The organism is Sessilibacter corallicola, assembly GCF_021290925.1.
Taxonomy (GTDB): Bacteria; Pseudomonadota; Gammaproteobacteria; order Pseudomonadales; family Cellvibrionaceae; genus Sessilibacter; species Sessilibacter corallicola.
In genome coordinates, this window is record NZ_JAJSLX010000003.1 from 424,544 (window position 1) to 451,474 (window position 26,931).

Below are 26,931 nucleotides of genomic sequence, written 5' to 3' on the forward strand. Positions count from 1 at the left end.
AATATCCATTTCTTAAATAGCGGTTTTTTAACACATATACAAACCCGTGGCTAACTACGCGATAGGTAACGCGCGTTAGCCACGGGTTTGTATCGCTAGTCGTAGATTGAATGGTGAGCCATAGGTTAAATATTTGCATTATCTGACAAGTGACAACCGCTGCCCTACCCAAGTAGGGTATTTATTGTCGATAATCGATCTACTAGCGTGTTGTCCAGCGATAACTACTCGCGCTTTTCATTAATAACTGACAAATAGAATGACGCCAACATGAAATTGTTCGATAAATTGTATATTGATGGTCAATGGGTAAACTCTCACGCCAATAAATTGTTGGATGTTATTAACCCAGCAACAGAAACACTGGCAGGACAAGCGGCATTAGCAGACGAAGTTGATGTCGATCGCGCTGTGTCTGCGGCGAAAAACGCATTCAATGCTTGGTCGCAGTTAACTTCGGCCGAGCGAGCCAATTACATCTCGCAATTAGCGGGAGCACTCGAAAAGCGCATTGATGATCTTACCGATACCATTACCGCTGAAATGGGCGCTCCACTTGGGTTTTGCCGAGAAGTTCAAGTCGAGGATCCCATTGATGCCCTAGCCAAGCACGCTGATCGAGCCGCATTACTAGATCAGACATTGGCTATTGGCAACGCCCAGGTAGTACGTGAGCCAGTGGGCGTGTGTGCTTTTATTAACCCTTGGAACTACCCGCTCCATCAAATGATCGGCAAAATCGCCCCCGCGCTTGCCGCCGGTTGTACAATGGTGGTTAAGCCCAGTGAAAACACTCCCCTACACGCGTTTATCCTTGCCGAAGCCGTGCATGAAGTTGGCTTGCCAGCGGGTGTTTTTAATTTACTCAATGGTACTGGTGCCGAGGTTGGCGCGCCTTTATGCCAGCACCCCGACGTTGATATGGTGTCATTTACCGGTTCTACGCGCGCAGGAATTGCCATCTCAAAAGCCGCCGCGCCAACCGTTAAACGCGTATGTTTAGAGCTTGGCGGTAAATCACCGTTATTAATCAGTGAAGACGCAGACTTACAAGCGGCGGTTACCTTTGGTGTTGACGACGTAATGATAAACAGCGGTCAAACCTGTACAGCGTTAACCAGAATGCTAGTACCACAATCGCGTTATCAAGAAGCACTGTCTATAGCGAAGGAATACGCGGAGTCTTTATCTGTGGGTGATCCCACCGACGCTGATACCTTTCTCGGGCCCTTGGCTTCGCGCGAGCAACTGGATATCGTACAACGGTATATTCGCACCGGAATTGCCGAAGGTGCAAAATTACTGACGGGTGGTTTGGAAAAAATAAACCATTTAGAGACAGGTTATTATCTTCGCCCTACGATTTTTTCTGATGTACACAATAAAATGACCATTGCCCAAGAAGAAATTTTTGGTCCAGTATTGTGCATGATTCCCTATCAAGACGAAGACCACGCACTGGAAATTGCCAACGATACACCTTACGGATTATCCGCCCGAGTGTGGTCCGGTGATTCTGCTAAAGCAGAGCAATTGGCAAAAAAAATTCGCGCCGGTCAGGTTTATATTAATAACGGCGATTGGAATAACGAAGCCCCATTTGGCGGTTACAAACAATCGGGTAACGGCCGCGAGCTGGGTAATTTCGGGGTTGAAGAGTTTTTTGAAACCAAAGCCATTATTCGATAACGCCTTCAAAATCTGACTACATCTGTATTTTCTCATACCCCTCATTAGGGTATAGCGTGAACTCACAATCAAACGCACACTGAGTTCACGCTGGTATTGTTCAATCTAACTAACAACAATAATTAGAGAAAATTATGAGTGCGCCCAACAATAAAAAAATACTCTCCACCACCGACGTCACCCTTTATACCGTCTCTGCCATTTTATTGGTCGACCAAATTGCTATGTCTGCCGCAGTTGGACCCTCAGCAATTTTTTGGTGGCTGGTAGTACTGGTTTTATTTTTTATTCCAAATACCTTAATTACCGCAGAATTAGGCACGTCCTACCCGCAACAAGGCGGCATTTACGCGTGGATTAGAGACGCCTTTGGAACCCGCTGGGGAGCGCGGGTTACGTGGTTGTATTGGATTAATATCGCCCTGTGGATGCCAGCGGTTTATATTATGTTTGCCGGTATATTCAGTGCGCTGTTTGCCCCAGACATGAGCCTTTGGATGCAAATTGCAATGGGTATTACCCTGTGCTGGTTAACCACTTGGGTTAACTGCTTACCCTTAGAAAAAAGCAAATGGATTCCCAATTTAGGCACCCCCATTAAATTTGTGATTATTTTAACGCTGGGTGTTGCCGGTTTGATTTACAGCATCAATAACGGTTTTGCCAATAATATCAGCCTAACCTACGCTCTGAATAATCTTGATGAAGGCTTAGCGTTTATTCCCGTAATTGTGTACGGTTGTTTGGGTGTGGAGCTTGTTTGCGCACAAAGCAATGCCATACAAAAACCCGAAAAAAGTATTCCACGAGCCATGTTTATTGCGGGCCTGGTCACCGCTGGTTTTTATATCTTTGGTACTACCGGTGTTCTCGCTTCTGTACCGGCGGATAATATTGATATGGTTGATATTCTGGCGGTTACCTTAAAAGAATTGTTTGGTGGTTCTTCTTTAGGTAACGGTTTTGCACTGGTTATTGGCGGTTTAACGCTGTATACCTTGTATTCCACGATGGTTACCTGGACATTAGGCGGTAATCATTCCGTTGCCGAAGCTGCCGAAGAAAAAGAAATGCCATCCATTTTTGCATGGACAGATCGCGAACATAACGCCCCTATTGGTGCGGCAATGATGACCGGTTTGATCAGTTCAATCATTATGGTGATTTACGGATTTATGGCCAACAACGCCGAAGAACTGTTCTGGACATTATTTTCCTTCAGCGCGATTGTGTTCTTAATGCCTTACATTGGAATGCATTTAGCGTTTATTAAATTAAGATTGTCTGACGCCAATCACCCACGCCCATTTAAAGTGCCCGGCAATAATGCCACCGGAATTGTATTATCGAGCTTGTGTGTGTTTGTTCTTGCTTCGGCCATTTTATTATTCTTCTGGGTACCCGGCGAACCCTTGGATATTTCTTTAGTTACTCAAGTTGGCGGCGGCGTTTTATTAACACTGATTATTGGTGAGATTTTAGTGCGCAGTGGCGAAAAGCAACGTTACCCTACTCGGCTTACCGAAAGCGTTTAATTAAATTTTTGAAAACCCTAAAAAAGCCCTGTTAATACAGGGCTTTTTTATTGCAAGAATTTTTATTACCGATCTTTTTATTTTGAACATATTAATTCTCACCAGGTTGCATATAAGCAACTAATGGATCGGCATCGGTCTGGCTTCCTGCTGTAGATAATGCTTCAATAAACAAAGAAAACAATTCAGACTGAGAAGAAATATCCAACTTGGCGTACATATTTTTGCGATGCATTTGGACGGTATCTGGCGCTATACCTAATTTTTGCGCTGCAGATTTAGAAGAATGGCCTTTAAGCAATAAATGCGCAACCTCTCGCTCACGATCTGTTAAAACAGAAGCACCAAAGTTATTAAACGCCGCCTCTACCTCGGCACGCAACGGCTCATTCGAGCTTTCAGGCAGGGTTTTCTTTTCCCAAACACGACACCAGTATTGGTTTAATATCGCTTGAACCACAGGGTTAATACTGCGAAACAACAACAGATCTTGCTCTGAGAACTTCGGTTGATCATGATGGCGACCCACCGCGAATGAGAAATTAACGTCTTCTTTCGGGCCAACAATAAAATACACATCATCAATTAATGATGTTTCTTGGTAGTAGGTTTTAAAATAATCGCTCTGATAAAAATCGTCTGGGGCAATTTCAGACAGTGGGTATACTCCGGGCGTAATTTGGTCTTCAGTAAACAAGCACAGCGGATCGAGTAAATAAGCGCCAGAAAAGTAAGCGTCAATATATAACGCGCGTTCTTCATCGGGAATGCCACGGTCGTAAATCAATACCGGCGATTTATCGCGTCTCTCTAACACCAGCATCACCGCTTCTATCGTCACCAATTCGTTGATGGCATTCACCAACAGCTTGGGAAGCGCTTCATTGCCAGTATTGTCGATCAGCTCAGCAACGGATTCATTCCACTGCGTAAATACAGCCTTATTCTTATCCACGATTCTGCAACCTCCAGTTAAGCACTTGTTACGGTATCCTAGAGTGTTTTAGTAGCAACAAAACATACCCTGTTTTAGGGTATTTTAACAGATACAAAAATAGGATAAGCCTCAGCTTATTAACGCTTATTGAGTGAGAGATAATAAACAGAAATGACAAGTACAAAAAGAGAGAAGAAGAACAAAAAACAAGAATAGAAGGTAAAAAAATACCCACTCATAAACAACGAGTGGGCAAGGAGTTGTTGAATGACAACAGAGAGTGAAACGTTACTGTACGATCAAGTTTTCGCGAACAACATAATCCAGCGTATCTTGTAAGCCTTTGCTGAACTTCTCAATCAGCTCATCCACTTGCTCTAGTGTGATGATCAACGGTGGACAGAACGCCAGTGACGAACCCGCCACAGAGCGCGTAATTAACCCGTGCTTCTGACAAGCCTGCTGCGCGTAGGCGCCAATAGCGCCGCCTTTAAAAGCTTCGCCAGTACTTTTATTGGCGACGAATTCAACCGCTGCCAACAATCCCGCACCGCGCACCTCGCCAACCAGCGGATGATCTCTAAATTCTGCCAAACGACGCTGTAAATATTCGCCAACGTCTGCGGCTTTTTCAAAAATATTGTCGCGCTCGTATATTTCTAACGTTTTCAGCGCAACCGCTGCTGCCGTTGGATGACCTGAATAGGTATAACCGTGACCAAAAACCCCCACCTGAGAACTTGGCTCAATCATGGCCTCGTACATATCGCCTCTAATAACCGCTGCACTGATTGGCATATAAGCCGACGATAATTGTTTCGCCAATGTCATTAAATCAGGCGATTGAATGTTCATGGTTGTGGAACCAAAATCGTTACCGGTGCGACCAAAGCCAGTAATAACTTCATCAGCCCAAAATAAAATATCGTATTTATTTAAAATAGCCTGTACTTTTTCGTAGTAACCTTTTGGTGGAACAATCACACCACTGGCACCGGTAATTGGCTCAGCAATAAACGCGGCGATGGTTTCAGGCCCTTCTTTTAAAATTAACTGCTCCAAATTATGGGTAATTCGTTCAACAAACTGAACTTCACTTTCACCTTTTAATGCACCGCGATAATAATGTGGTGCATCGGTTCGAAGAATGCCCAATGCTTCAAACGGTAAATCAAAATGCTCGTGATTGGGCGCCAAACCGGTGAGCGCTGCGGAAGCAACGGTAACACCGTGATAAGCACGTTCACGAGAAATAATTTTGCGTTTTTCGGGTTTACCAATGGCGTTAAAATAATAACGCAACATTTTTATATGGCTGTCGTTGGCATCACTGCCGGAATTACCGAAAAATATTTTACCGTTATTCACCGGCAATATTGCACTTAATTTATCGGATAAATCCATGCCCACTTGGTGAGTTTTACCACCAAACATATGGGAATAGCACAGCGTGCTCAGTTGTTCGTTAACGGTTTCAATCAACTCTCGATTGTTGTAACCCAACGACGTACACCACAAACCCGCGAGCCCTTCGAGGTATTTATTGCCGTTATTGTCGTAAACATAAACGCCATCACCGCGTTCTAAGGTGAGTGTTTCTGTTGCTTTTAAATTGGTTGTTGGATAAATGATTGCACTCATTATTATGACCTCCCCCGCTTAGATGCCGCCCATGCAGATGTATTTTGTTTCGAGATAATCGTCCAAACCGTATTTGGAACCTTCACGTCCTTGACCGGATTCTTTTACACCGCCAAAAGGAATAATTTCAGAACTGATGGCAGTTTCGTTAACACCAACCATGCCGTAATCCACGCCTTCAGAAACCCGCCAAATACGGCCGATATCTTGAGTGTAAATATAAGACGCCAAACCAAATTCGGTGTTATTGGCCAAGCTAATCGCTTCTTGCTCAGTGCTGAATTTAAACACTGGCGCTACTGGGCCAAAAATTTCTTCTTTGAACAAACGCATATCAGGCGTTGCGTTTGTAATCACCGTGGGCTCATAAAAATGCGCACCCAGCTCACTGACTTTGCCACCAGTAACCACCGTAGCGCCGTCTTCAATTGCGGCTTCTACCTTTTGATGAATATCGGCAACGGCTTTTTCGGTAATAATGGGGCCTAAATTGACGCCGTTTTCTAAACCATTGCCTATGTGAAACTGCTGCACAGCCGCCGAGAATTTCTCGACAAAGGCGTCATAAATACCTTCTTGCACTAATAAACGATTCGCACAAATACAGGTTTGGCCCGCGTTGCGATATTTAGAGGCCAATGCACCGGCAACCGCTTTGTCTAAATCAGCGTCATCAAAAATAATCACTGGCGCATTACCGCCCAGTTCCATCGAGGTTCTTTTCACCGTGTCGGCACATTGCTTCATCAATAATTTGCCAACCGCGGTGGAGCCGGTAAAGGTGACTTTTTTAACCGTAGGGTTCGATGTCATCTCGCCGCCCACTTCTGCCGCCGAGCGACTGGGCAACACACTGAACAAACCCGCGGGCACACCGGCACGCTCAGCCAATTCTGCCAACGCCAACGCCGACAGTGGCGTCTCTGCCGCAGGTTTTAGAACAATGGCACAACCAACCGCCAATGCCGGACCCGCCTTGCGAGTAATCATCGCATTTGGGAAATTCCACGGCGTAATCGCACCAACCACACCCACCGGCTGTTTAATAACAATGCTTCGACGATCATTCGAAGACGGCAACACATCGCCATAAACACGCTTACCTTCTTCGGCAAACCATTTAAGGAATGACGCTCCGTACAACACCTCGCCCCGCGATTCCGCCAACGGTTTGCCCTGCTCCGCCGTCATTAAAATTGCCAAGTCTTCTTGGTTATCAAGAATCAATTGATGCCATTGCTCCAACACCTGAGAACGAGCTTTGGCATCCAACGCCTTCCAACTTTCCATCGCAACCTGAGCGGCGGCAATGGCACGTTTGGTTTCCGTCACCCCAACACTGGCAACATTTGCAAGCACTTCACCCGTGGCCGGATTTAACACCTCAAACGTAGAACCTGAATCGCCATCTACCCAATGACCATCAATATATGCCTGATTTTTAAGCAGACTGTTATCGTTTAACTGAATATTCATGCATGTCGATCTCTGTGAATTATGGTTGCCTTCAACCAGCTACCGTCCGAGTCAATACGGCCCCTTTTCAACCAGTTATAAACTAGCGGAACCCTGGGTTATATAATAATTTAGTGGGAGTTAGTTTTGGATATGCAAATGTGATGGAGTGGAAGAAAAAACAAACAGTGGACGCGCAACATCGGTATCGCAACCCACTGAGACATGATAATGATTAGATAACTTCAGCGCCGAAAATACAGAATGCTAAACACAATAAGATTGTAATTATTCGTCTTCCATTTCCTCAAGATTAAGGTTCACTTTCAATTTCTTGTACCATTAAACTCAGCTGCTCATTAATACTTGAAAAGTCAAACTCTAGAGATTCAATTTCAGTATTTAAAGCTCTCAGCTCATATAGATGCCAAGTTGAAAAATCCCACTCTTGGCTTGACAACCATTGATGCAACTCATCATTTTCAAATAAGTTTATATAGGCGCGCCTTAACTGGACTGGGTGGAATCAGCTTGAGGGAATTTAAAATGATTTTTAAAGCTTTTTATAATAGCTGTACGGTGCCCGGGAAAAGTATCTGATTTCACAAACTCACGATAAATTTTGCTGGTTAAATTATCCATCTTTTCTATAGACAACAACTTCATCACACGCTCTACAGAAGTGGACTCAATGTTATGACGTAAAATAAAAAAATGAATTACGTGCCAAATTGTCTGAGGCGTTGACGCAGTGAGGCTTTCAGGATAGCGTTGAGAAGAATTCACCCGAAATATACGGTACAGTGACGGTATATTTGGGAAAAAGCGTCGTTTGGACGTGTATTAAAATGTTGTACGTCTCTCGTGGTATTTTCTTAGTTCTAATTTGGCTATATTTTTTCGTCTAAAATCGCAATTCTTGCTTGCTTAAACTTCGGTAAACTAAAGTGTTAATTCCTAATCGTGGTTACCGATTTTAAAATTCTCCAGCTTTTAAGGCTCTTTCCGTTTGTTTTTCTCTGATCACAGTAACTCGCAGTAAATATCTAGCGTGCAAGTTCGTTTATTCGTTGTCCGCGTTAATTTGCAGTAAATTTCAGGTCTCAGGCACGCTGGATTCGTGGTAAATTAAGGCTTGGCGAAGTAGTGGTTATTACTTCAAAACGTACAACAAGTGGGTCAAATGGAAAGCCGCTGCGCGTCTTCAATTTACCCTAGCGTTATGTTTCAAAGGGTATCGAATGAGTAAAGAATACACCACTAATCTTGTGGAAATAGCTACACACGGATTCGAGGCAATCGATCCTAATGAAACGGTCGAGGTTAACCTCAAAGATCTGATGTACGTTTTCTCCACGCTCCAGGAATATCAGAGATTTTTTCATCAACCACTACATTACCAAAGTCTGGAGGATGTGGAGCAATTTTTGGGTTCCGTAGACGATACTGCTGGCTTTAAATTATTGCATACTGCTATTCATGAAAAGATGCGGGATATGCTACCTAAGCACATCAACGATAAATATGGGGAGGGGGATTTTGATTCGCCAAAAATACCATTTTATTACAATACTAACCGGTAAAAACATAACAATCACAGTCAAGGCGACGCAAAAAACGCGCGCTTGCTGTCAGCGTTGTACGTCTTCCGTGGTTTTTTCTTGGTTTTAAATTGGCAATTTCGGTTGTCTAAAGTCGCAATTCTTGGTTTTTTAAACTTCAGTAAACTAAAGTGTTAGTTCCTAATCGTGGTTACCGATTTTAAAATTCTCCAGTTTTTACGGCTCTTTCCGTTTGTTCTTCTTTGATCACATTAGGTTGCAGTAAACTTCCAGCTTTTCAGCCTGTATTTTTTTTGTCCGCGTTGGCTTACAGTGAATTTTTACTCTCAGGCCCGCTAGTTTCGTGGTAAATTAGGGATTAATCGAAGTAATTTTTGTTACTTCAAAACGTACAACAAGTGGGTCAAATGGAAAGCCGCTGCGCGTCTTCAATTTACCCTAGCGTTGTACGTCTCTGGTGGTATTTTCTTGGTTATGAATTAACTATTTTCTGTCGTCTAAAATTGTAATTCTTAGTTGCTTAAACTTCAGTAAACTAAAGTGTTAATTCCTAATCGTGGTTACCGATTTTAAAGTTCTCCAGTTTCTACGGTTCTTTCCGTTTGTTTTTCTCTGATCACAGTAACTCGCAGTAAATATCTAGCATGCAAGTTCGTTTATTCGTTGTCCGCGTTAATTTGCAGTAAATTTCAGGTCTCAGGCACGCTGATTTCGTGGTAGATTAAGACCAAGTGAAGTAATTGTTATTACTTCAAAACGTACAACAAATGGGTCAAATGGAAAACCGCTGCGCGTCTTCAATTTACCCAAGCGTTACATGTCCAAGTTACCCATAGATGGGAGTAAATAATGAGAAAGGTGCAAGTGGAAAAATTTCAAACATTCTTATGGGCGATAATGCTTATTGTCGGTGTGCTTGTTGGGATGGGGTTATATATTGTCATAGCGCAGGTTGGTGACTATTCAAACCTAGTGGCAGCTTCTGTCGGAGCGGTGGTAGCTCTCTTTGTCCCGTTATGGCAAACCTATATTGTCCAGAAATCACGACTTGCAGTTGAAGTTAATGGAATCAGCAGAAAAGTTTCAGATAAAGCCAAAGTTTCATTAGATGAGCATTCAGAATTCTCTTATCTAAGGAAAATGAAAGAAGGGGATAGACCGAGCTTTATCATGGGGCCAAATGGAGAGCCAAAGCGTCGTCATATAGAAAGATCTATATCACTTGAAGAACTTGAAGAACTCCTCCAGCGTGCAAAACAGGAGTTAAAAGACACACCGGAGAAAATAGCAGATCGAAAAAACGACCTTGAAAAAATATCTGCGTTTACTAAAGATTCATTTACAAAACATGAATGCAATAAACTAAACAGGCCGTTACATCCTGAGATTGATTACAACTAAGAGGATGTTGAGTCAACATTGAATGAATTTAAAAAAATATTTGAGGAAAACCTTTCCGATGCAAAAGAAAAGTATGATGAGCTTCAAACATCTATTCCAGAAATGGAAAGGAAATACGAGCAAATAAATAGCAACCTAATTGCTAATAGATCATTTTTTGAAATATCGGCAACTCTTATCAATTCGGGAAGGCTAAATACTTCAATAAAACGTCCGGCACTATTCAGAGTTTATATAGGTAAAGAGAATTATATAGATCTAAAGCTCACATTGAGCGATTTTGAAAATAAATCTGAAATAGCCCCAAACTCTACCGTTGTTGGTACTTTTTCTTCAACTGATATATCTCAGCTGCCGGAGGAAGATCGTAAGTTAATAAATACGTATTGGGGGCAAAGCGTTCAATGTAAGCTTCTAGTAGAAGATGTACATGGTGAACCCACAGCATCAAACTCAATAGCATTTTCCGAAGGTTTGTATCAGAAGATAATTTTCGATAGGTTGGCCGCAGTTGCAACCAGCCAAAATATGTAACAAGCGCATGTTGCCGGACTGGTTTTTCGCTGCGCTCCAAACCAGCCGCAAATGCGGGCGTTATACGAGAAAACATTTATTAAATTAGGAAAAATAATGGAAGTAGTATCCTCTGAATTAAAAGATTTTGTTGCATGGATTACACTGGTAAAGGAAGTTGAGCATTTGTTTGGCCCAATGGCTGATGAAGCATCATTTCAAGATGGTTTAGAACAGGCAATCTTACAAAAGACAGCTTTTTGCATTCGTTCAGAACAAAATGAAGATAAGCAAGAGTTAATGGGGGGAGTTGTAATTTCAAAGGAAGCAAATGAAATTGCCTGGTTGGCAGTATCTAAAAAGTATCGTAGTCAAGGATATGGCAAGGTTCTGCTAAATTATGCAATTAGCCAACTCGACCAACAAAATGAAATTTATGTGCAAACATTCGATAAATCAGTTCCTGAAGGTAAAGCAGCACGTAGACTATATGTCAATTTAGGATTTAAAGACTCCAAGCCAGGAGGTTTAAACCCTGCAGGTTTGAATACAGTTATCATGAAAATCTCTAAAACATCATGATATCAATGTATAACAAATGCATTAACTCGGATGTTTTTTACGCCGCGACGCTTTGCAAAAAACCGGTTACGCAAACGTTAGGATTTTATGAGTATTAGTCAGTATTATTATGTCGGGAATAAGCAGAATCTATTCAGTGGAATATTCATTGGAATATTTTCTCTTTGTATGGCTGGCTTTATTTTATACGCCATTGATTTTTCTGCCGTAAATTTCACCTTTTGGTCGGTAGTTGGGTATTCTTTTTATACGAGCTTTATGTTTTTACTTGCCTGGTCAGCTTATTATTTTTTTAAAATATACTTCAAGTTACGTGGTCATAAACGTGTAATCACTATTAGTGATAGCTCAATAACCTTTCCAGAACTTGGCGATTCCTTGAATGTTATTGAGCTTAAATTTTCTGAGATTACTGAGGTTTACTTTGCGGAGGGAAGGTATGGCATTCCTAATAACTTGATCATTAAATATGGCTACGATGGTCACGCATATATAGCTAAGGATTATTTAAAAATTGAGGATTTTGAGGCAATTTGTAGCTTGTTTAAAAAATCCTTAAAAATAAAAAAGATAAATATAAAATAAAATCTAACAATCCGCTCAAAGAACAGCAGCTAAGGCTGTTTGGACCTTCGCTGCGTTACTTGTTTTGTGCTTTAATAGCACAAAACAATCCAATTCGCTCCGGCCCTCTAGCGGCGCGTTAGTTTTCGCGAGGAGTTTCGCCAATAAACATATGAAGGAAAGACCATAAATTAGGTAAAGGTAGCCAGCTTTTAAAAGTGGCTGTGCTGAGAAAAGTTCCTCAGTTGCAATTGAAGTCATTAATCCACCGGTTTGCCACTCGTGAAGCAAAAGAAATCCGAAATGGCGGTAGGTTTTATCTTTGGAGAATTAGAAGATTGAAAGCAGTAGATATCTACGAAAGTAGGTTTGGCGGGTTCCAGATATATTTAAATCTAGGAAATTGCCAGTGCTTAAATCTTACTACATAAACAATGGAGTTTATCTGTGGCGACGCCCTCAATACTCCGAAAACAACTTAAAAAACTAACAAACCGCTGCGCAAATCAGCAAGGCGTTAGGGAGCCACTATAGATGTTTCGAGCAATAGCCGTATTTGTGATTTACGCTCTATTTTTATGTGGACGCGTAGATGGGCCCTGGGCCGGATCAGTTATTGCCTTTTTGCTCATTTACTCTTGTAGCCTAGGAATACCTGCACTCTTGTTGATGGCAGTCTTTAAGTGGAGTTCTTGGTGGCAATCACTTTTTGTGGGCGCCATAGTAACTTTACCGCTTGGCATGATCTTACACGCTGGTAGCCGCATATATACACTACTTTTGTTCTTAGCCATAGGTATGGCTGGAGGCTTAACTGTATGGATACTCGGTATTTTTAGAAACACATCTTTTGCACCACCGACCCAGAAAATCCCCTGGTCATTGGCTATAATACCCATAGGAGCAATTCCACTCTTCTTTTATTTACAAGCATTAGAGTCTAAATGGGTATACGGCTGCATCACAGATTTTGAGCTTTCACAGGAGCCTACACCGAATAATTATGCAGTTATCACTGTTGTTATCGACGACGGAGTAAAATACCAGAGCGATATAAAAGAAGTATCATCTAACCCAGAAATATTAGGAAGTTGTGCTGCAGGGAAGTTAGAACCGAAGGCTAATCTGAAAGGGTATAATTACAAATTTATTTCCACAAGCAGATCAAAAAAATGTAGTCAGATATGTCCGAATCAAAAGAAGTGAATGCCTTTAACAAACGGCGTCAGTCAAACCAACTTTCTACTCCTTCGTCGCTACAAGTTGTCCGCTGCCGGGCATGATGTATTAAGAGAAGAATGAAACAGGAATTCGAATACATAACCGAGATTAAAGAAAGATGGCCGGAAAACTGGGAAGACCCAGAGCCTACGAAAGAAACTATCTCTTTAATTGATGAGGCCGTAAAAGCTTACCCAAATTCGGAGAAACTCTGGGTGATGCGAGGTGACCTTTATCTTCTGATAAATTATGAAGATGGAACGCCAATCGAAGAATCTCTTCATTACTACAAAAAGCGTGGCCTCCGTGGGACGCACTACGCGCTGCTTCGTGTGCCCTTTAGCAAAGCGTTATGTGCTTTAGTTGGGTTCTAACAAATGAAATTGAATGAAGAATTAAAATATCAAGCGCTTTGGCTTAGATTAAAGCTCAAGAGTTCACCAGTAAGACTTGTTTACAATACTGACGCTGAGTTTCCCATCGATCATTGCGATTTCAGCTCTTATCTTTTGACTTACCACCTTTTACGCCTTCATCCTGATTTAGAAATTGATATTGTCTACGGCTTGGCGAGTGATGATTATCTTGAAAATTCCTTATATCATGTATGGATTGAGGTAAACGGCTGGCTAATTGATATTACTGCTGATCAATTTAACATGATTGAAGATGAAAAATTAACCGATGAGATAATTCAAGAAAGGCCGTATAGTATTATTCACGCTGGGAAAATTAAAGACCAACCGCATTACCGTATATTTGAAGAGAGCCAGAGGTATCGCACTGTTTCCGGATTGCCAGAAGTTTCGGAAGATTACGTAAATATTCTACGAGAAAAATATGATGCAGTTACGGCTTGAAAATGCACATAACGGACTGTCAAACCTGAGCGGCGGCAATGGCACGTTTGGTTTCCGTAACCCCAACGCTGGCAACATTCGCAAGCACCTCAAGCGTAGAACCTGAATCGCCATCTACCCAATGACCATCAATATATGCCTGACTTTTAAACAAGCTGTTATCGTTTAACTGAATATTCATGCATGTCGATCTCTGTGAATTATGGTTGCCTTCAACCAGCTACCGCCCGAGTCAATACGGCCCCTTTTCAACCAGTTATAAACTAGCCGAACCCTGGGTTATATAATAATTTAGTGGGAGTTAGTTTTGGGTATGCAAATGTGGTGGCGGAGACAAGATTTGATATATTCCACCTGTTCAATGGATGAGGAGAGCAATATATAAAACACATTATTGACTATACGCTGAAAGATTGCAGACTATGAGGTAATAAGCTCATTTAACTTCGACACAAGCACAGAGCAATCGTAATCTAGATCATTCAAAGACACTTTTAACGTTCTTAGCTCATCTCTCATAGAGTCATCAAGTTCTACGATTCGATCATTTTCAAACAACTTGACTAAAGCAGGAATTAAAATTTCATTGTATTCGGTTTTTGGAACAGACGCAGCAATTACCTCAAGAGGCGCAAACGTTAGGTAATTTTCATCAAAATCAAGACCGACAATTTCGTCTTTAATAACATCCCATAAAGAAGGTTCTGACACACTTACACTCTCAACATCCTTATTATTTTGAGCCATCAAATCCCCTGAAATTATTCCATGAACCAATAAAGCAGAAAGCCATTTGTTTTTCATTTTATCCGGCATTTCCTCTGAAAATTCTGCAAAGTATCTTGCCAGAAACTTCGTACTTTCACTTTTACCCCAAACTTCTAAATTTGGGAAAAACTCCACGCCTCTACTGTCTCGAAACAAAAAATCTATTTTTTTAAACATCCCATCATTTAGTGCTTTATCACCGATTCTGTTTTTAGAATTAAACCAGGCAATCATATCTGCATCCATTGGAATACGTTCTTCCATATAATATGAATTCTTAAGTTTATAAAATAAACCCTTCTTGAGACTCTGATCCATTACAATAGATTCAATATCCCAAAGTTTGAGTTTATTTCTCAATGGCCATAAATATTCGTAGAAAAAATCCGCCGGAGGATCATAAATCACACTGGGTTTCTTATCCAATAAGACACTACAGTCATAGAAATGTTGGATTGCTTTGTCATCTATAGGCTTTTTTCCAAATTCATAATCATCAAACTCGTTTTGCACACGCACATAACTGAGGGTATAACCTGCTCTCTTAAGCGGATACATATTTTTAAAACTATTAAGCTTTACTTCTCGCTGAGAATTAGCAGCCCTATAATTTATTTCAGGCAAATACTTATCCAACCAATTACCTGCTGGCTCACGATCCATCCAAGCACTCACATCACAAGCTAAATCATAAAGCTCTTCAGGTAAGAAGCTTTCTATTACTCTTTTAAAATAAATATCGAATCCAATTACCAGTGACAACTCTAAAATACTTTTAGTATCTTTTGTATTAATTGCTTCCGCTATTGGCTTTTCCAACAACTCACTAAAAGAAATTTCTTTATTAGCCTGATAATTGATACAAGTAACTTCTTCTGGCCATTCTACCTGCCCCTTAAACACTCTATCCATTAAATCATTAGTTTTAGACAGATTTTCATTCCATTCTTTCAGCTCCTGCTCACCATCATCAACAACTTTACTACCACCACTTTTGTCGAGTTCTGGACGTAGAGCTAAAGCCTGATAAATGGTAACATTAGGCCGATGCGACTTATATACCAGGAGATAAAATGCGAAACATAATCCATGAATATCTTCTTCCGGGCAACCAACGTAACTAGTTGCAATATCGTTAATTAGTCGTTTAAGAAATCTAGGCGTAACTGGCGTGTTACCAGGACTCCAAATATCAATTAATTCGGATACTTCTTTATACCCCTTAATAAACCAGATTGATTCTTTCCAATAGCTTTCAAATTGCATTCTCCAATCTGCAGTAATAATTGGCGGCGCTCTAAAAACGATTGGTAACCTTTTGGAAACATATTCTCGCCCTGTAATAGAGTAATCGTCATCTTCGTCGCTCAGAGCCTTAGCTAACTTAACTTCTGAATACGGTAAAATCACTTTGAACTTAGCATTCGATATAGACGAGATAATATTAAGATCACTCCAAACCTCTTGAACAAGCCTAGATTCAACTCTATCTATATTATCTATAACCAATACAAGAGTCGTGTCACCAGGAATAATATCAATAAATTCATCGAGTGCTTTTTTTAATTCAAAACTATGAATATCATTATCAACTCGAACATTTTCAACTATATTATCTCTACCATTCTTCTTGTACAGATCGATTACGCTAACCTTACCACTGTTACGTGATCTAAATATGTCAATGACATACTTAGACAAAACTACAATTAAAACTGAAAACCCGGCAATTGTTGTCAGTGTATTTTCGAGATCGAAATTATATTCCAACTCTGGAGAGTACCGAATATGAAGAGTATTAAATACATTAACTACAGCTTCAAGCATATATTTCACTGATATGGCAAATGAAATAGCAAATGGCAATAGCCACCAATTCATTTCACTGTTAGTCTTCCTTTGGAAATCTAACTTACGCCCCAACGCAATAAACTTAGCATTATCTAGCTTTTCCAACCCCACTGAATGATACTTATCAAATTTTATTAGAGTTAAAATCAAAGTGATCTTATAGCAAATATATTTCACTATTTTCTTTGCAGTTAAACTTTCATAACTAGCCGGATTGATTTTTTTTATAAATCGAAATATTGAATCAGTTTGCTTACGCAATATACAGTTAAAGTAATACCTTCTAATGGATGATCTATCTTGCCAGAGCTTTTCAATCTTTCCATGTAAGGCAACAATCAATGCTTTGCGTATCGATGAATGGCTATGTTTATCTAAATCAAATGTTAATAATTGATATTTTCTTTCACCTGAAATTTCATCTGATTCCGCCTTTTTGTCTGATTTCATATTTCCACTATTTAAATCTGCACCTTCCGCACTTAAATCGTGATTGGCTTTCTCAAGAGAATTTTTAACCAACTGAACAACCGTACTTTTTCCAGAACCTAAATCACCCTCCAATCCAATAATGCCTATATCTTGATCAGACTTTATGAAATCGATCAAAGCTACAGCTGTCCTTTGGTGGCCTCCACCTTTGAATATATCAGTATCTGATGGTTCTTCTTTGAGAAATCTAGGAATTTGCTTGTTAGGATCGGTCATGAGTATTCAGTTACTGTGGTCACTAATTCAATATGACCAAACTACCGTAACTGAAACCACTGTCTACTGATGAAAGATTCAGGATGTAGTATTTGGCGCCATAATTTTGACCTAAAATCATAAGGCGCACAAAATTCGAACAATGAAGTGGATGCCACCCTAAAGCAAATAGAGATAGCTTCTAGTTAAGGTGATCCTTTTACAAAGGTTACATGGAGAGAATAATTTATTATGATGTCAAATTATCAAATGATATTACAAGTTAATAGAACCGTATTCTTTTTCGAATTCTTTCTTTAGATAAACCAGCAAAACTTCAAGCTTATCCATTTCTTCGCAAATTTCAGCAGCTTCGTCTTCGCTGACATCATCCAGATTCACAGAAGTATTTTTTGCCAACTTCTCTTCTAACGTTTCAATGATTAGTTTCCAATCACCCATAATCATGGGAATTGACAACCCATTTAAATTAACCATTTTTTATCTCCATTATGATTAACTTTATCTAAGCGTTTTAACGACTTCTCAGAAAAATTATATTAACTAGAATTCAGCTTGGGAGTTATTTAATTCATCGAAGGTACCGCAATAACCTCCACAACCGAATAGAGTCTGCTAACGCAGCGGCAAAATAGGTTAAGGCGGCGGCTTTTAATACGCTTCGCACTGCGGGCATGTGTTTTTCTGGCACGTAGCCGCTTTCTAATATGGGTAATGCTTTGTTAAAGCTGGCGTCGTATTCTTCTGGTAGAACTGCTAAGTACATCAGTGCAGAGGCAATTAATACTAAAACGCCAATAGCTACATTGGCTAGCAGTACGTGTGGAATTTTTAGTAATGCAAAAATAATGGGTGAAATCATGAGCAGTACAGCGCCCACTTTTTTTATGACCAGTGCAGTACCCATGTATTTTTTTCGCAGTTTGCTTATCGGTTCTTCTCGCGTAAATTGAATGGCGTGGCCTATTTCGTGTGCGGCTACGGCAACTGCGGTTAAAGATTTACCGTTGTATAAACGGGCATCGAGACAGACTACTTTTTCGTCTGGGCTGTAATAGTTTGCACCTGGCGGGCCTTCTTTTACGGTAACGCCTTCTAGGTTTAGCGTTTTTACTAAGTGGTTTGCTAATTCCCCTCCCGTACCGGGCATACCATCTAAATCTTTAGAATAGCGCCACATCACAAATCGCACCCACAGTTGTGGGCCGTAAACTAATAAAAAAAGAAAAAGTAACCCTAAGCCATAAATCATTTTTTTATACTTTTTAGTCTCACGTTATGTGATTAAAAATTAAACTCTGAGGATAACTATTAAAATATCCATTAACCATTAAGAAAATCGTCAACGCTATTTAATAGATAATCGCGCAAAGCAATGACTTGTGCAGGTATACCTTTTCTGGAGGGAAGCAGCAAGGTTAACTGTGCGGCGCCTGCATGCCAATTGGGCAATATACGCGTCAATTGGCCCTGTTTTATTTCTTCACGACAAGCATACGCAGGCAGTGCCACAATTCCTAAACCACTGACGGCGGCTTGTTTCAGTGTGCCCATGTCGTCGCTGGCAAAAATGGCTGTGTAGGGAACGGTGGTTTTTACGCCTTCGTGATTCTCAAGATTCCAATAGGCTTCCAGCGGTTGCCAGCCAACTTTAATGGCTTTTTGCTTGAAAAGGTCGTAGGGAGAATTGGGCACGCCGTATTCGTCTAAATAACTTGGACTTGCAAATAGATGCCAATTCACGTTGGCAAGGTGACGTTGTATTAACGTTGAATCTGACAAGGGTTTAACATGCCCTCTTACGGCCATATCAATTCCATTGGCAATTAAATCCACGTGTTGATTGGTTACCTGTTGAACCACTGAAACTTTAGGGTTCAATTTTAAGAAATCAACCAGCAGTTCTTTCAAGGCAAACTCAGCAACCCCCACGGAGCAACTCACGCTAACGCTGCCGGACAATACACTTTTCTGCTGCATCATCACAGATTCGGCGAGTTCCATCTCGTCAATCACACTCCGCGCGTGCTGGTAAAACAAGGTTCCCATGTCTGTCACGTTGAATTGTCGCGAGGTACGTTGTATGAGCCGGGTATCTAATCGCTCTTCCAAGTTACGAACGTGCCTACTGAGCCGCGACTTCGGCATGTTGAGCTTTTGTGCTGCGGCGGTGAAACCGTTTTTCTCGACAACCTGAACAAAGTAAAAGTAATCGTTTAAATCGATCAATTTGGCCTCCTTCTCGTGAACCTTAAGAGCAATATTTTAGCCCTATTGTCCTACAAATGGAACAATACGTTCATTTTTTGACTGTTTATTGCCCATTTACTGTTAATTTAGAATGCATTCCATCATTTAACGGAACAGACCGTATTTACCAGGCTTTCATTAAAGAGACACCAGATAACGAGCCTTTCATTAATAAGATAGGAGTAACAACCATGAAAATTTTAGCGTTTGCCGCGAGTAACAGTAAAAAATCCATCAATAAATCTTTGGTTCAAAGTGCACTGAACCAGCTTAACAACAGCACCGCAACCACCATTGATATCAACGATTTTGAAATGCCAATTTATGGAGAAGACCTTGAGCAGGCTCACGGCGTACCTGATGCTGCAAAGCGGTTTGTGGAAGCAATTGCCGAAGTAGACGCGTTGATTATTTCTCTTGCTGAACATAACGGCAGCTATACCGTAGCATTTAAAAATATATTGGATTGGTGTTCACGTTTGGACAGAAATATTTTTCAGAACAAAGAAATTTTATTATTAGCTACCTCACCCGGCCCTGGAGGCGCAAGTAATGTATTAAAATTTGCGGTTAATTCAATGCCATTTTTTGGCGGTGAAGTTATCGGTGAGTTTTCATTACCGAGCTTTTACGATAATTTTAATGCAGAAAAAATGACGATAACCGATGTTGCACTTGACGATAAATTCAAAACAGCACTTTCAATAATTGATCGTTAAATACATTTTTATTTGAAATAGACGGCTGTTTGAAATAAATTGTTGTTCCGAATAAATTGTCGTTTCAAATAAATTTTTGATAGATAACTATCAACACTAAAAACCCAAAGCAAAAAATTTTATTCAGCAGCCGAATTTCCGTCGAGGTATCGCTGATCATGATCGGGGTTCGGTAATATGCAGTAATCGTATTTACCAAAAATTTGATAACGATTTAACGCGATTCGATCGTACATCCAATCGCGTAATGCTTTGGGAATTATTTTAAATACAAGCAATGCTTTCCACGGCCATCCCAATTTTTGCATCACCAATAAGAAAGAATCACTTTTTTCAAAACATTGATTGCCACTAACAACCAACATGGTTTTGTAACAGTCGGTTGGGTAATCAAAATGTTGGAGAATATCTTTGCCTTGTTGCGATTGCACACTGGCGAGTTTGAAGCAACGCTGTTTATCGTGCTGAATAATAAAGTTGCTCCAAGCGTTGCACAATTTGCATACGCCGTCGAATAGAATAACATTGTCGTCACTGTTTATATGAGGTACGCCAGCGGTTGGTTTCTGGTTCATACTGAATAATCTATTCTGTGTGATATTCGTTTCGAGTAATGTTCATTAGTACCATCATAATCAAATACACGACTGAGTGTAACCAGCTATCACGTTACTTGGAATGATTAATCACGGTTTCCTATCTGGGAATTTACGGTTTATAATCGGTATTCATTCGATTAACACTCACGCTGATTAATATAAACTTATCATGATACGTTGTGTATTTACTTATCTACTGCTTTTGCTGATAACCGTCCAGTTATCCAGTGAATCTGTGGATTTACACGAACTTCATGAAGAAAGCAGCGCGGCAGTTAGCACCGTTTTAGACACTGGCCATCATCTGCATTCTATTGATGAGCATTCGGGTTCTTTCGACGAGTCGCAGTCTGTCGATCAACACAACGGTGACTGTTGCCACTGTTGCTGTCATTGTTTAAGTCACATTGTTCTCCTCAGCCCGGTAAATCTTATTTACCACAAGTCTCCTGTCGGGCGCTCTGTTTACACAGAATACACGCCGTCTGAGGCTATTGATCCTCACCTACGCCCTCCCATATTCTTCGGTTAATCTACCTTTTAACGCCGATTTCTCGGCAATGCGTACTATTTATTAATTAGGATAAATCTAATGGGATTAATCACGTCTTATGGGCGTGGGGTACCCTGCTGGTTGCTGTTTGTCGTGTTGATGAGCGTATTCTCATCCATCAGTAACGCCAATACTCCAAAACCACTGACATTAAACCAAGCCATTGCACTGACGCTGGATCGAAACCCACAGTTGTATCGGTATCAATTTATCGATGAATCTCTGCAAGCTCGTCGACAAACATCGCAATTACGGCCCGCCATTGAGCTGGGTGTAGAAATAGAAAACTTCGCCGGTTCAGGAGATTCCAGCGAATTTTCTGGTGCCGAAACAACGGTTTCATTGTCTTCCGTTATTGAGCTTGGCAATAAAAGCGCTTTTCGCTCCTCGGTAATCGACGCCAAAATTGCTCGCAATCAGCTGCAACAACAAGTAATTACATTGGATGTATTGGGTGAGCTGACCAAGCTCTACATTGAAGGATTGGCGACTCAAGAATATCAATCGTTGGCAAAAGAAACGCTCACGCTTTCGCAACAGCTATTAACCACGGTTAATACCCGCTCGGAACAAGGGGCGACATCACAGGCCGAAGTATTAAGAGCACAAGCGCTAGTAACGCAAAATCAATTGAAATTGTCGGCTCTTAATCGGCGTTTAGAGCGAATCAATCACCGCCTCGCCGGCTTTTGGGGAGATTCTAATCCGGTATTTTCTCGGCTCGATGGCTCGTTATTCGCCTTTGGCGACACGGTAAATTTTGAGAACTTGTATGACCGTGTACAGCAATCGCCAACCATACAACGCTTTGCCAGTGATGCTCGAATAAAAGAAGCAGAAATTAGTTTGGCAAGAGTAAATAATAAAACCGACTTGTCTTGGCGAGCAGGTATTCGGCACTTTGCTGAAAACGACGATGCGGCTTTTGTTGCCGAATTTTCAGTGCCCTTGTTTACTCGTCAACGAAATCAGGGGGATTTAAATTCTGCTATTTCGCAACGCAATGCTGTGGAATACGCCCAACGAGACGCTTTATTGAATCTTCGCAGCCAGCTCTATGATGCCTGGTCGTTAAGAAAACAAAATATTGAAGCCGTTCACAAAACACAAACAGAAATTATTCCCGCGCTGGAAAAAGCTTTGCGTTTAACTCGCAACGCTTATGAAAACGGACGTTTCCGATATTTAGACCTTGTTTCGCAGCAAGAAGAGTTATTAGCAGTAAAACAATTGCTTATCGATTCTGCATCCAGCGCACTTACGCATCAAGCCATTATTGAACAACTCACCAATGAAGCGGTAATCGACTAGCGCACCTGTATTGATGCTAACACCCAGTTATTTTTTGCTTGGCAAAACACCAAGCGTTAAGAGCGTATTTATTATGAACTCTAAATTTTTAGTTATTGTTTTTTTAATTATTTTTAGTGCGTCTGGCTATTCTAGTGATGATCACGGCCACCACGAAGATCACGATCATCACGAAGAAAAAACTAACACCCACATTGATCATGCCATTGCCCAACAGGTGGGAATTACCACTGAGCAAGCGTCTTCAGCGACGTTACATACCTCAGCCACTGTGTACGGTCAGTTAATGACAGGGCCTGATCAGTTGAGTCATGTACGGGCCCGCTTTAACGGTTTGATAAAATCCGTTTACGTTTCTATCGGCGATAAAGTCAATGTAGGTGAAGTATTAGCGGAAGTTGAATCCAATGAAAGTTTAAAAAACTATAAAATAGTTGCACCCATTTCAGGACAAATCATACAAAGACACGCTAATTCTGGTGAAGTGACCGATGATCAAATTCTGTTTTCCATTGTGAATTTGGATACGCTTTGGGCTGAATTAAAAATTTACCCTACCCTTCAATCCTTGGTGAAGACTCATCAACCGGTAATTATTTCGGTAAATGACCAACGGGTTCAATCTACTATTACACACCTTGTTCCTTCGTTAAATGATTCTTACCAAGTGGCGCGGTTAAAAATTGATAACTCAAAAAGTCAGTTGGCTCCCGGCGCATTTGTTCAAGCGGAAATTAATACCGATGAACAAACGGTTAGCTTGGCCGTAAGAAAAACTGCTATTCAAACCTTAAATGGTGAATCTGGCGTATTTACTAAGCACAAAAGCGACTACGAGTTTGCATCGTTAGTGCTTGGAAAATCAGACGACACCTTTGTTGAAGTACTGCACGGACTCAATCCTGGCGATGAATACGTTGTCGATAATAGCTTTTTAATTAAAGCAGATATCGAAAAATCTACCGCTGAACACGACCATTAAAACAGGTGCATTATGATCGATTCAATTTTGCGCCTAGTTATCGAACGGCGATTATTAGTACTCAGTTTTATTGTTGTGATTATCGGCACGGGATACTGGAGTTACCAAAAACTTCCCATTGATGCCGTACCCGATATCACTAACGTGCAGGTACAAATTAATACCTCGGCACCGGGTTATTCGCCGTTAGAAACCGAACAACGAATTACCTTTCCAGTTGAAACCGCTCTAGCAAGTTTGCCCAAACTGGCTTACACGCGTTCGTTATCGCGTTACGGTTTATCGCAAGTTACGGTGGTGTTCGAAGAAGGCACCGACATTTATTTTGCCAGAAATTTAATCAATACCCGATTGAGCTCTGTTAAGAGCGAATTGCCAACCGGTATAGAGCCCACGATGGGACCCATTACCACCGGTTTGGGTGAAATATTGATGTATACCGTTGAGGCTGACGAAGGTGCGCGTAAGCCCGATGGCACACCATACACTGCAACCGATTTACGCGAAATACAAGACTGGATTATCAAGCCGCAGTTGTCCCAAGTAAAAGGCATTATTGAAATCAACAGTATTGGTGGCTTCAATAAACAATACCACGTTCAACCTGACCCGCTTAAATTACTGCAATACGGTGTCAGTATTGATCAGGTAGTCTCAGCACTGGAACGCAACAACCATAATCGAGGCGCCGGTTATATTGAGCGCAATGGCCAACAGTTATTAGTCCGCTCGCCTGGGCAGTTAAAAAACCTAGAACATATCGCAGACGTTATTATTACTGAACACAATCATGTACCGGTAAAAATTAAAGACATCGCAGAAATTGGTATTGGCAAAGAATTACGTACCGGCGCCGCCACCCAAAACGGCAAAGAAACCGTGTTGGGTACCGCGATGATGTTAATCGGTGAAAATTCGCAAACCGTCGCTCACAATATCGCCGAAAAAATCGAGACAATTAAAATCTCTTTGCCCACAGGCGTTACTGTCGAGACGGTTTACAACCGTAAAACCCTGGTTGATAAAGCCATCGCCACCGTCACCAAAAATTTATTGGAAGGTGCGCTGCTGGTAATTGTGGTTTTATTTTTGTTACTGGGAAATTTACGAGCCGCTCTTATCACTGCGGCTGTTATTCCGTTGTCGATGTTGATGACCATAACGGGCATGGTGCAATCCAATGTTTCCGCCAATTTAATGAGCTTAGGCGCGTTGGATTTTGGTCTTATTGTGGATGGTGCAGTGATTATTGTCGAAAACTCTGTGCGCCGTTTGGCCCAGGCTCAACATTTAAACGGAATGCAAAATTTACGAGAACGTTTGCAGACGGTTTTTGAAGCCACCTCAGAAGTTATCCGCCCCAGTTTATTCGGTGTAGCAATCATCACTGTTGTCTATATCCCGATATTTGCCCTCACGGGTGTGGAGGGGTTGATGTTTCACCCAATGGCATCCACTGTTGTCTTAGCGCTTATTTCCGCCATGATTTTATCCGTAACACTGGTACCGGCGGCAGTCGCGGTTTTTATGAACGGAAAAATAAGCGAGAAAGAAAGCGTTGTCATTAGCCACACAAAACGCCTTTATAAACCGCTGTTACTGATTGCCTTTAAGGTTCGTTGGCTGGTTATGAGCGTTGCCACAGCGCTGGTGTTGTTCAGTATTTGGCTGGCATCAACATTGGGCTCTGAATTTATTCCGCAATTGAACGAAGGTGATATTGCCCTGCATGCCATGCGCATTCCGGGAACTGGGCTTGAACAAGCCGTGAACATGCAAGAAACATTGGAGTATCGTATTCAGACATTTCCAGAAGTCGACAAGGTGTTTTCTCGCATTGGTACAGCCGAGGTTGCCACGGATCCTATGCCGCCGAATATTGCCGACAATTTTGTCATTCTAAAGCCGCGCAGTGAATGGCCTAATCCCGCAAAAACCAAGTCGCAATTGGTGGAAGAAATGGAACATTCTTTAGGGGAATTACCGGGTAATAATTATGAATTCACCCAACCCATTCAAATGCGATTTAACGAACTAATCTCTGGTGTTCGAACGGATTTAGGCATCAAAATATTTGGTGACGATTTAGATCAATTGTTGGTTACCGCTAACAACGTATTAACCATTGTTAATTCCATTGATGGCGCAGCCGACGCACGCGTTGAACAAGTAACTGGATTACAAACATTATTAGTAACCCCAAAACGTACATCACTGGGCCGTTACGGTTTAAATGTGGTTGACTTACAAGACTGGGTTGCCGCCGCTATCGGCGGTAAATCTGCGGGGGTTTTGTACGAAGGCGATCGTAGATTTGATTTAGTGGTGCGCTTATCTGAAAATTTGCGCACTGATATCGAACGATTAAAATATCTACCCGTTCCACTGGGCAACGGCGATTACGTTCCCTTGGAAGAAATTGCCAATATAGACATTGCTGACTCTCCAGCTCAAATCAGTCGAGAAAATGGCAAGCGCCGAATTGTTGTAACCGCCAATGTTCGCGGCCGAGATTTAGGCAGTTTTGTCAATGAAGTGCAAGAAAAAGTCCGTCAACAAGCCAATATTCCGCCCGGTTATTGGTTAGATTACGGCGGCACATTTGAGCAACTTCAATCCGCCAGTCAACGATTGACGATTGTCGTTCCAATTACCTTGTTATTGATTCTTGCCATTTTAGTTATGGCGTTTCACTCCATTAAAGACGCACTTGTCATATTCAGCGGCGTGCCACTGGCACTAACGGGAGGTATTTTGCTGTTGTACGCCAGAGACATGCCCTTGTCTATTTCTGCCGGAGTTGGATTTATTGCTCTGTCTGGGGTTGCGGTGCTCAATGGATTGGTGATGCTGACCTTTATCAGAGACCTATGGCGAGAAAAAGGCGATTTATTTGTCGCAGTTACAGAAGGCGCAATGATTCGGTTACGACCGGTATTAATGACTGCGTTGGTAGCAAGTTTAGGCTTTGTGCCAATGGCATTAAATACCGGCATAGGTGCGGAATTACAGCGGCCGCTTGCAACCGTTGTTATCGGAGGTATTTTGTCTTCAACGGTGTTGACGCTGTTTGTTTTACCGTTGCTGTATCACTGGGTGCACCGAAACGACAAACTCAATACTCATGAATCGGTAGTTTTGAATTAATACGTTAAAGGTGAGAGGCTATTTTGTCTCTCACTCAAACGATCATCGAATTAAGATAATTTTATGACAGCTTAAAATGAGAT

24 protein-coding genes are annotated in these 26,931 nt (G+C 41.3%); 15 read left to right on the forward strand and 9 right to left on the reverse strand.

The features are described 5' to 3' along the window. Positions 1-270: 270 nt before the first annotated feature. Together LU361_RS16000 and LU361_RS16005 are read left to right on the forward strand one after the other, a co-directional pair. Positions 271-1,689: an aldehyde dehydrogenase family protein gene (locus tag LU361_RS16000; protein WP_233089894.1), complete on the forward strand. Its 1,419-nt coding sequence runs from the start codon at positions 271-273 to the stop codon at positions 1,687-1,689. A gap of 134 nt (positions 1,690-1,823) precedes the next feature. Beyond that, positions 1,824-3,224, forward strand: coding sequence for an APC family permease (locus LU361_RS16005; protein WP_233089895.1), 1,401 nt, complete (start codon positions 1,824-1,826; stop codon positions 3,222-3,224). Between the two features lie 91 nt (positions 3,225-3,315). On the opposite strand, the gene LU361_RS16010 is transcribed toward LU361_RS16005, so the two are convergent. The 3 genes from LU361_RS16010 to LU361_RS16020 all read right to left on the reverse strand — a co-directional run bounded on the left by LU361_RS16010 (position 3,316) and on the right by LU361_RS16020 (position 7,278). Continuing rightward, positions 3,316-4,179 carry a helix-turn-helix transcriptional regulator gene (locus tag LU361_RS16010; RefSeq protein WP_233089896.1) on the reverse strand — a complete coding sequence of 288 codons (864 nt, stop codon included), beginning with the start codon at positions 4,177-4,179 and terminating at the stop codon, positions 3,316-3,318. Between the two features lie 270 nt (positions 4,180-4,449). Continuing rightward, positions 4,450-5,802 carry an aminotransferase gene (locus LU361_RS16015; RefSeq protein WP_233089897.1) on the reverse strand — a complete coding sequence of 451 codons (1,353 nt, stop codon included), beginning with the start codon at positions 5,800-5,802 and terminating at the stop codon, positions 4,450-4,452. Between the two features lie 18 nt (positions 5,803-5,820). Beyond that, a complete protein-coding gene (locus LU361_RS16020; RefSeq protein ID WP_233089898.1) occupies positions 5,821-7,278 on the reverse strand; it encodes an NAD-dependent succinate-semialdehyde dehydrogenase in 1,458 nt (485 codons plus the stop codon). Between the two features lie 1,220 nt (positions 7,279-8,498). On the opposite strand from LU361_RS16020, the gene LU361_RS16025 reads away from it, so the two are divergent. From LU361_RS16025 to LU361_RS16060, 8 genes are all read left to right on the forward strand, one after another. After that, positions 8,499-8,840 (forward strand): hypothetical protein, encoded by a 342-nt coding sequence (locus LU361_RS16025; RefSeq protein WP_233089899.1) that lies wholly within the window; start codon positions 8,499-8,501, stop codon positions 8,838-8,840. 828 nt (positions 8,841-9,668) lie between these two features. Next, on the forward strand, positions 9,669-10,220 hold the full coding sequence (locus tag LU361_RS16030; protein ID WP_233089900.1) for a hypothetical protein: 552 nt from the start codon (positions 9,669-9,671) through the stop codon (positions 10,218-10,220). Between the two features lie 18 nt (positions 10,221-10,238). Beyond that, entirely contained in the window at positions 10,239-10,754 is a 516-nt protein-coding gene (locus tag LU361_RS16035) for a hypothetical protein (protein WP_233089901.1), read from the forward strand. Positions 10,755-10,850: 96 nt separating this feature from the next. Further along, on the forward strand, positions 10,851-11,315 hold the full coding sequence (locus LU361_RS16040; protein ID WP_233089902.1) for a GNAT family N-acetyltransferase: 465 nt from the start codon (positions 10,851-10,853) through the stop codon (positions 11,313-11,315). Positions 11,316-11,483: 168 nt separating this feature from the next. Continuing rightward, complete coding sequence (locus tag LU361_RS16045) at positions 11,484-11,900, forward strand: hypothetical protein (RefSeq protein ID WP_233089903.1); 417 nt, start codon at positions 11,484-11,486, stop codon at positions 11,898-11,900. 513 nt (positions 11,901-12,413) lie between these two features. After that, positions 12,414-13,085, forward strand: coding sequence for a hypothetical protein (locus LU361_RS16050; RefSeq protein WP_233089904.1), 672 nt, complete (start codon positions 12,414-12,416; stop codon positions 13,083-13,085). A gap of 92 nt (positions 13,086-13,177) precedes the next feature. Further along, entirely contained in the window at positions 13,178-13,474 is a 297-nt protein-coding gene (locus LU361_RS16055) for a hypothetical protein (RefSeq protein WP_233089905.1), read from the forward strand. A gap of 3 nt (positions 13,475-13,477) precedes the next feature. Beyond that, positions 13,478-13,960 carry a DUF2026 domain-containing protein gene (locus LU361_RS16060; protein WP_233089906.1) on the forward strand — a complete coding sequence of 161 codons (483 nt, stop codon included), beginning with the start codon at positions 13,478-13,480 and terminating at the stop codon, positions 13,958-13,960. Between the two features lie 19 nt (positions 13,961-13,979). On the opposite strand, the gene LU361_RS16065 is transcribed toward LU361_RS16060, so the two are convergent. The 5 genes from LU361_RS16065 to LU361_RS16085 all read right to left on the reverse strand — a co-directional run bounded on the left by LU361_RS16065 (position 13,980) and on the right by LU361_RS16085 (position 19,516). Then, positions 13,980-14,141, reverse strand: a complete 162-nt coding sequence (locus LU361_RS16065) for a hypothetical protein (RefSeq protein WP_233089907.1) — start codon at positions 14,139-14,141, stop codon at positions 13,980-13,982. 239 nt (positions 14,142-14,380) lie between these two features. Beyond that, entirely contained in the window at positions 14,381-17,287 is a 2,907-nt protein-coding gene (locus LU361_RS16070; protein WP_233089908.1) for a P-loop NTPase fold protein, read from the reverse strand. Between the two features lie 255 nt (positions 17,288-17,542). Beyond that, positions 17,543-17,764: a hypothetical protein gene (locus LU361_RS16075; RefSeq protein ID WP_233089909.1), complete on the reverse strand. Its 222-nt coding sequence runs from the start codon at positions 17,762-17,764 to the stop codon at positions 17,543-17,545. A 94-nt stretch (positions 17,765-17,858) separates the two neighbouring features. After that, positions 17,859-18,539, reverse strand: a complete 681-nt coding sequence (locus tag LU361_RS16080) for a zinc metallopeptidase (protein WP_286206507.1) — start codon at positions 18,537-18,539, stop codon at positions 17,859-17,861. Between the two features lie 71 nt (positions 18,540-18,610). Beyond that, positions 18,611-19,516, reverse strand: coding sequence for a LysR substrate-binding domain-containing protein (locus LU361_RS16085; RefSeq protein ID WP_233089911.1), 906 nt, complete (start codon positions 19,514-19,516; stop codon positions 18,611-18,613). Between the two features lie 212 nt (positions 19,517-19,728). Here LU361_RS16085 and LU361_RS16090 point away from each other — a divergent pair, with 212 nt between their 5' ends. After that, a complete protein-coding gene (locus LU361_RS16090) occupies positions 19,729-20,256 on the forward strand; it encodes an NADPH-dependent FMN reductase (protein ID WP_233089912.1) in 528 nt (175 codons plus the stop codon). A gap of 119 nt (positions 20,257-20,375) precedes the next feature. On the opposite strand, the gene LU361_RS16095 is transcribed toward LU361_RS16090, so the two are convergent. Continuing rightward, on the reverse strand, positions 20,376-20,831 hold the full coding sequence (locus tag LU361_RS16095; protein ID WP_233089913.1) for a thiol-disulfide oxidoreductase DCC family protein: 456 nt from the start codon (positions 20,829-20,831) through the stop codon (positions 20,376-20,378). Positions 20,832-21,024: 193 nt separating this feature from the next. Here LU361_RS16095 and LU361_RS16100 point away from each other — a divergent pair, with 193 nt between their 5' ends. The 4 genes from LU361_RS16100 to LU361_RS16115 all read left to right on the forward strand — a co-directional run bounded on the left by LU361_RS16100 (position 21,025) and on the right by LU361_RS16115 (position 26,848). Beyond that, positions 21,025-21,387: a hypothetical protein gene (locus LU361_RS16100; RefSeq protein ID WP_233089914.1), complete on the forward strand. Its 363-nt coding sequence runs from the start codon at positions 21,025-21,027 to the stop codon at positions 21,385-21,387. Positions 21,388-21,447: 60 nt separating this feature from the next. Then, the gene (locus tag LU361_RS16105; protein ID WP_233089915.1) at positions 21,448-22,719 is read left to right on the forward strand and encodes a TolC family protein; all 1,272 of its coding nucleotides are present in this window, start codon (positions 21,448-21,450) and stop codon (positions 22,717-22,719) included. A gap of 73 nt (positions 22,720-22,792) precedes the next feature. Beyond that, the gene (locus tag LU361_RS16110) at positions 22,793-23,701 is read left to right on the forward strand and encodes an efflux RND transporter periplasmic adaptor subunit (RefSeq protein ID WP_233089916.1); all 909 of its coding nucleotides are present in this window, start codon (positions 22,793-22,795) and stop codon (positions 23,699-23,701) included. Positions 23,702-23,713: 12 nt separating this feature from the next. Further along, positions 23,714-26,848, forward strand: coding sequence for an efflux RND transporter permease subunit (locus LU361_RS16115; RefSeq protein ID WP_233089917.1), 3,135 nt, complete (start codon positions 23,714-23,716; stop codon positions 26,846-26,848). Positions 26,849-26,931: the final 83 nt, after the last annotated feature.

What these genes read in the sequence shown, in the direction of transcription:
- LU361_RS16090 (WP_233089912.1), top strand. Translation starts at nt 19,729, where the DNA reads ATGAAAATTTTAGCGTTTGCCGCGAGTAACAGTAAAAAATCCATCAAT.
- LU361_RS16070 (WP_233089908.1), bottom strand. Translation starts at nt 17,287, where the DNA reads ATGACCGATCCTAACAAGCAAATTCCTAGATTTCTCAAAGAAGAACCA.
- LU361_RS16045 (WP_233089903.1), top strand. Translation starts at nt 11,484, where the DNA reads ATGGCTGGCTTTATTTTATACGCCATTGATTTTTCTGCCGTAAATTTC.
- LU361_RS16115 (WP_233089917.1), top strand. Translation starts at nt 23,714, where the DNA reads ATGATCGATTCAATTTTGCGCCTAGTTATCGAACGGCGATTATTAGTA.
- LU361_RS16005 (WP_233089895.1), top strand. Translation starts at nt 1,824, where the DNA reads ATGAGTGCGCCCAACAATAAAAAAATACTCTCCACCACCGACGTCACC.
- LU361_RS16030 (WP_233089900.1), top strand. Translation starts at nt 9,669, where the DNA reads ATGAGAAAGGTGCAAGTGGAAAAATTTCAAACATTCTTATGGGCGATA.
- LU361_RS16095 (WP_233089913.1), bottom strand. Translation starts at nt 20,831, where the DNA reads ATGAACCAGAAACCAACCGCTGGCGTACCTCATATAAACAGTGACGAC.
- LU361_RS16075 (WP_233089909.1), bottom strand. Translation starts at nt 17,764, where the DNA reads ATGGTTAATTTAAATGGGTTGTCAATTCCCATGATTATGGGTGATTGG.
- LU361_RS16110 (WP_233089916.1), top strand. Translation starts at nt 22,793, where the DNA reads ATGAACTCTAAATTTTTAGTTATTGTTTTTTTAATTATTTTTAGTGCG.
- LU361_RS16025 (WP_233089899.1), top strand. Translation starts at nt 8,499, where the DNA reads ATGAGTAAAGAATACACCACTAATCTTGTGGAAATAGCTACACACGGA.
- LU361_RS16065 (WP_233089907.1), bottom strand. Translation starts at nt 14,141, where the DNA reads ATGAATATTCAGTTAAACGATAACAGCTTGTTTAAAAGTCAGGCATAT.
- LU361_RS16040 (WP_233089902.1), top strand. Translation starts at nt 10,851, where the DNA reads ATGGAAGTAGTATCCTCTGAATTAAAAGATTTTGTTGCATGGATTACA.
- LU361_RS16105 (WP_233089915.1), top strand. Translation starts at nt 21,448, where the DNA reads ATGGGATTAATCACGTCTTATGGGCGTGGGGTACCCTGCTGGTTGCTG.
- LU361_RS16055 (WP_233089905.1), top strand. Translation starts at nt 13,178, where the DNA reads ATGAAACAGGAATTCGAATACATAACCGAGATTAAAGAAAGATGGCCG.
- LU361_RS16000 (WP_233089894.1), top strand. Translation starts at nt 271, where the DNA reads ATGAAATTGTTCGATAAATTGTATATTGATGGTCAATGGGTAAACTCT.
- LU361_RS16100 (WP_233089914.1), top strand. Translation starts at nt 21,025, where the DNA reads ATGATACGTTGTGTATTTACTTATCTACTGCTTTTGCTGATAACCGTC.
- LU361_RS16080 (WP_286206507.1), bottom strand. Translation starts at nt 18,539, where the DNA reads ATGATTTATGGCTTAGGGTTACTTTTTCTTTTTTTATTAGTTTACGGC.
- LU361_RS16050 (WP_233089904.1), top strand. Translation starts at nt 12,414, where the DNA reads ATGTTTCGAGCAATAGCCGTATTTGTGATTTACGCTCTATTTTTATGT.
- LU361_RS16020 (WP_233089898.1), bottom strand. Translation starts at nt 7,278, where the DNA reads ATGAATATTCAGTTAAACGATAACAGTCTGCTTAAAAATCAGGCATAT.
- LU361_RS16060 (WP_233089906.1), top strand. Translation starts at nt 13,478, where the DNA reads ATGAAATTGAATGAAGAATTAAAATATCAAGCGCTTTGGCTTAGATTA.
- LU361_RS16015 (WP_233089897.1), bottom strand. Translation starts at nt 5,802, where the DNA reads ATGAGTGCAATCATTTATCCAACAACCAATTTAAAAGCAACAGAAACA.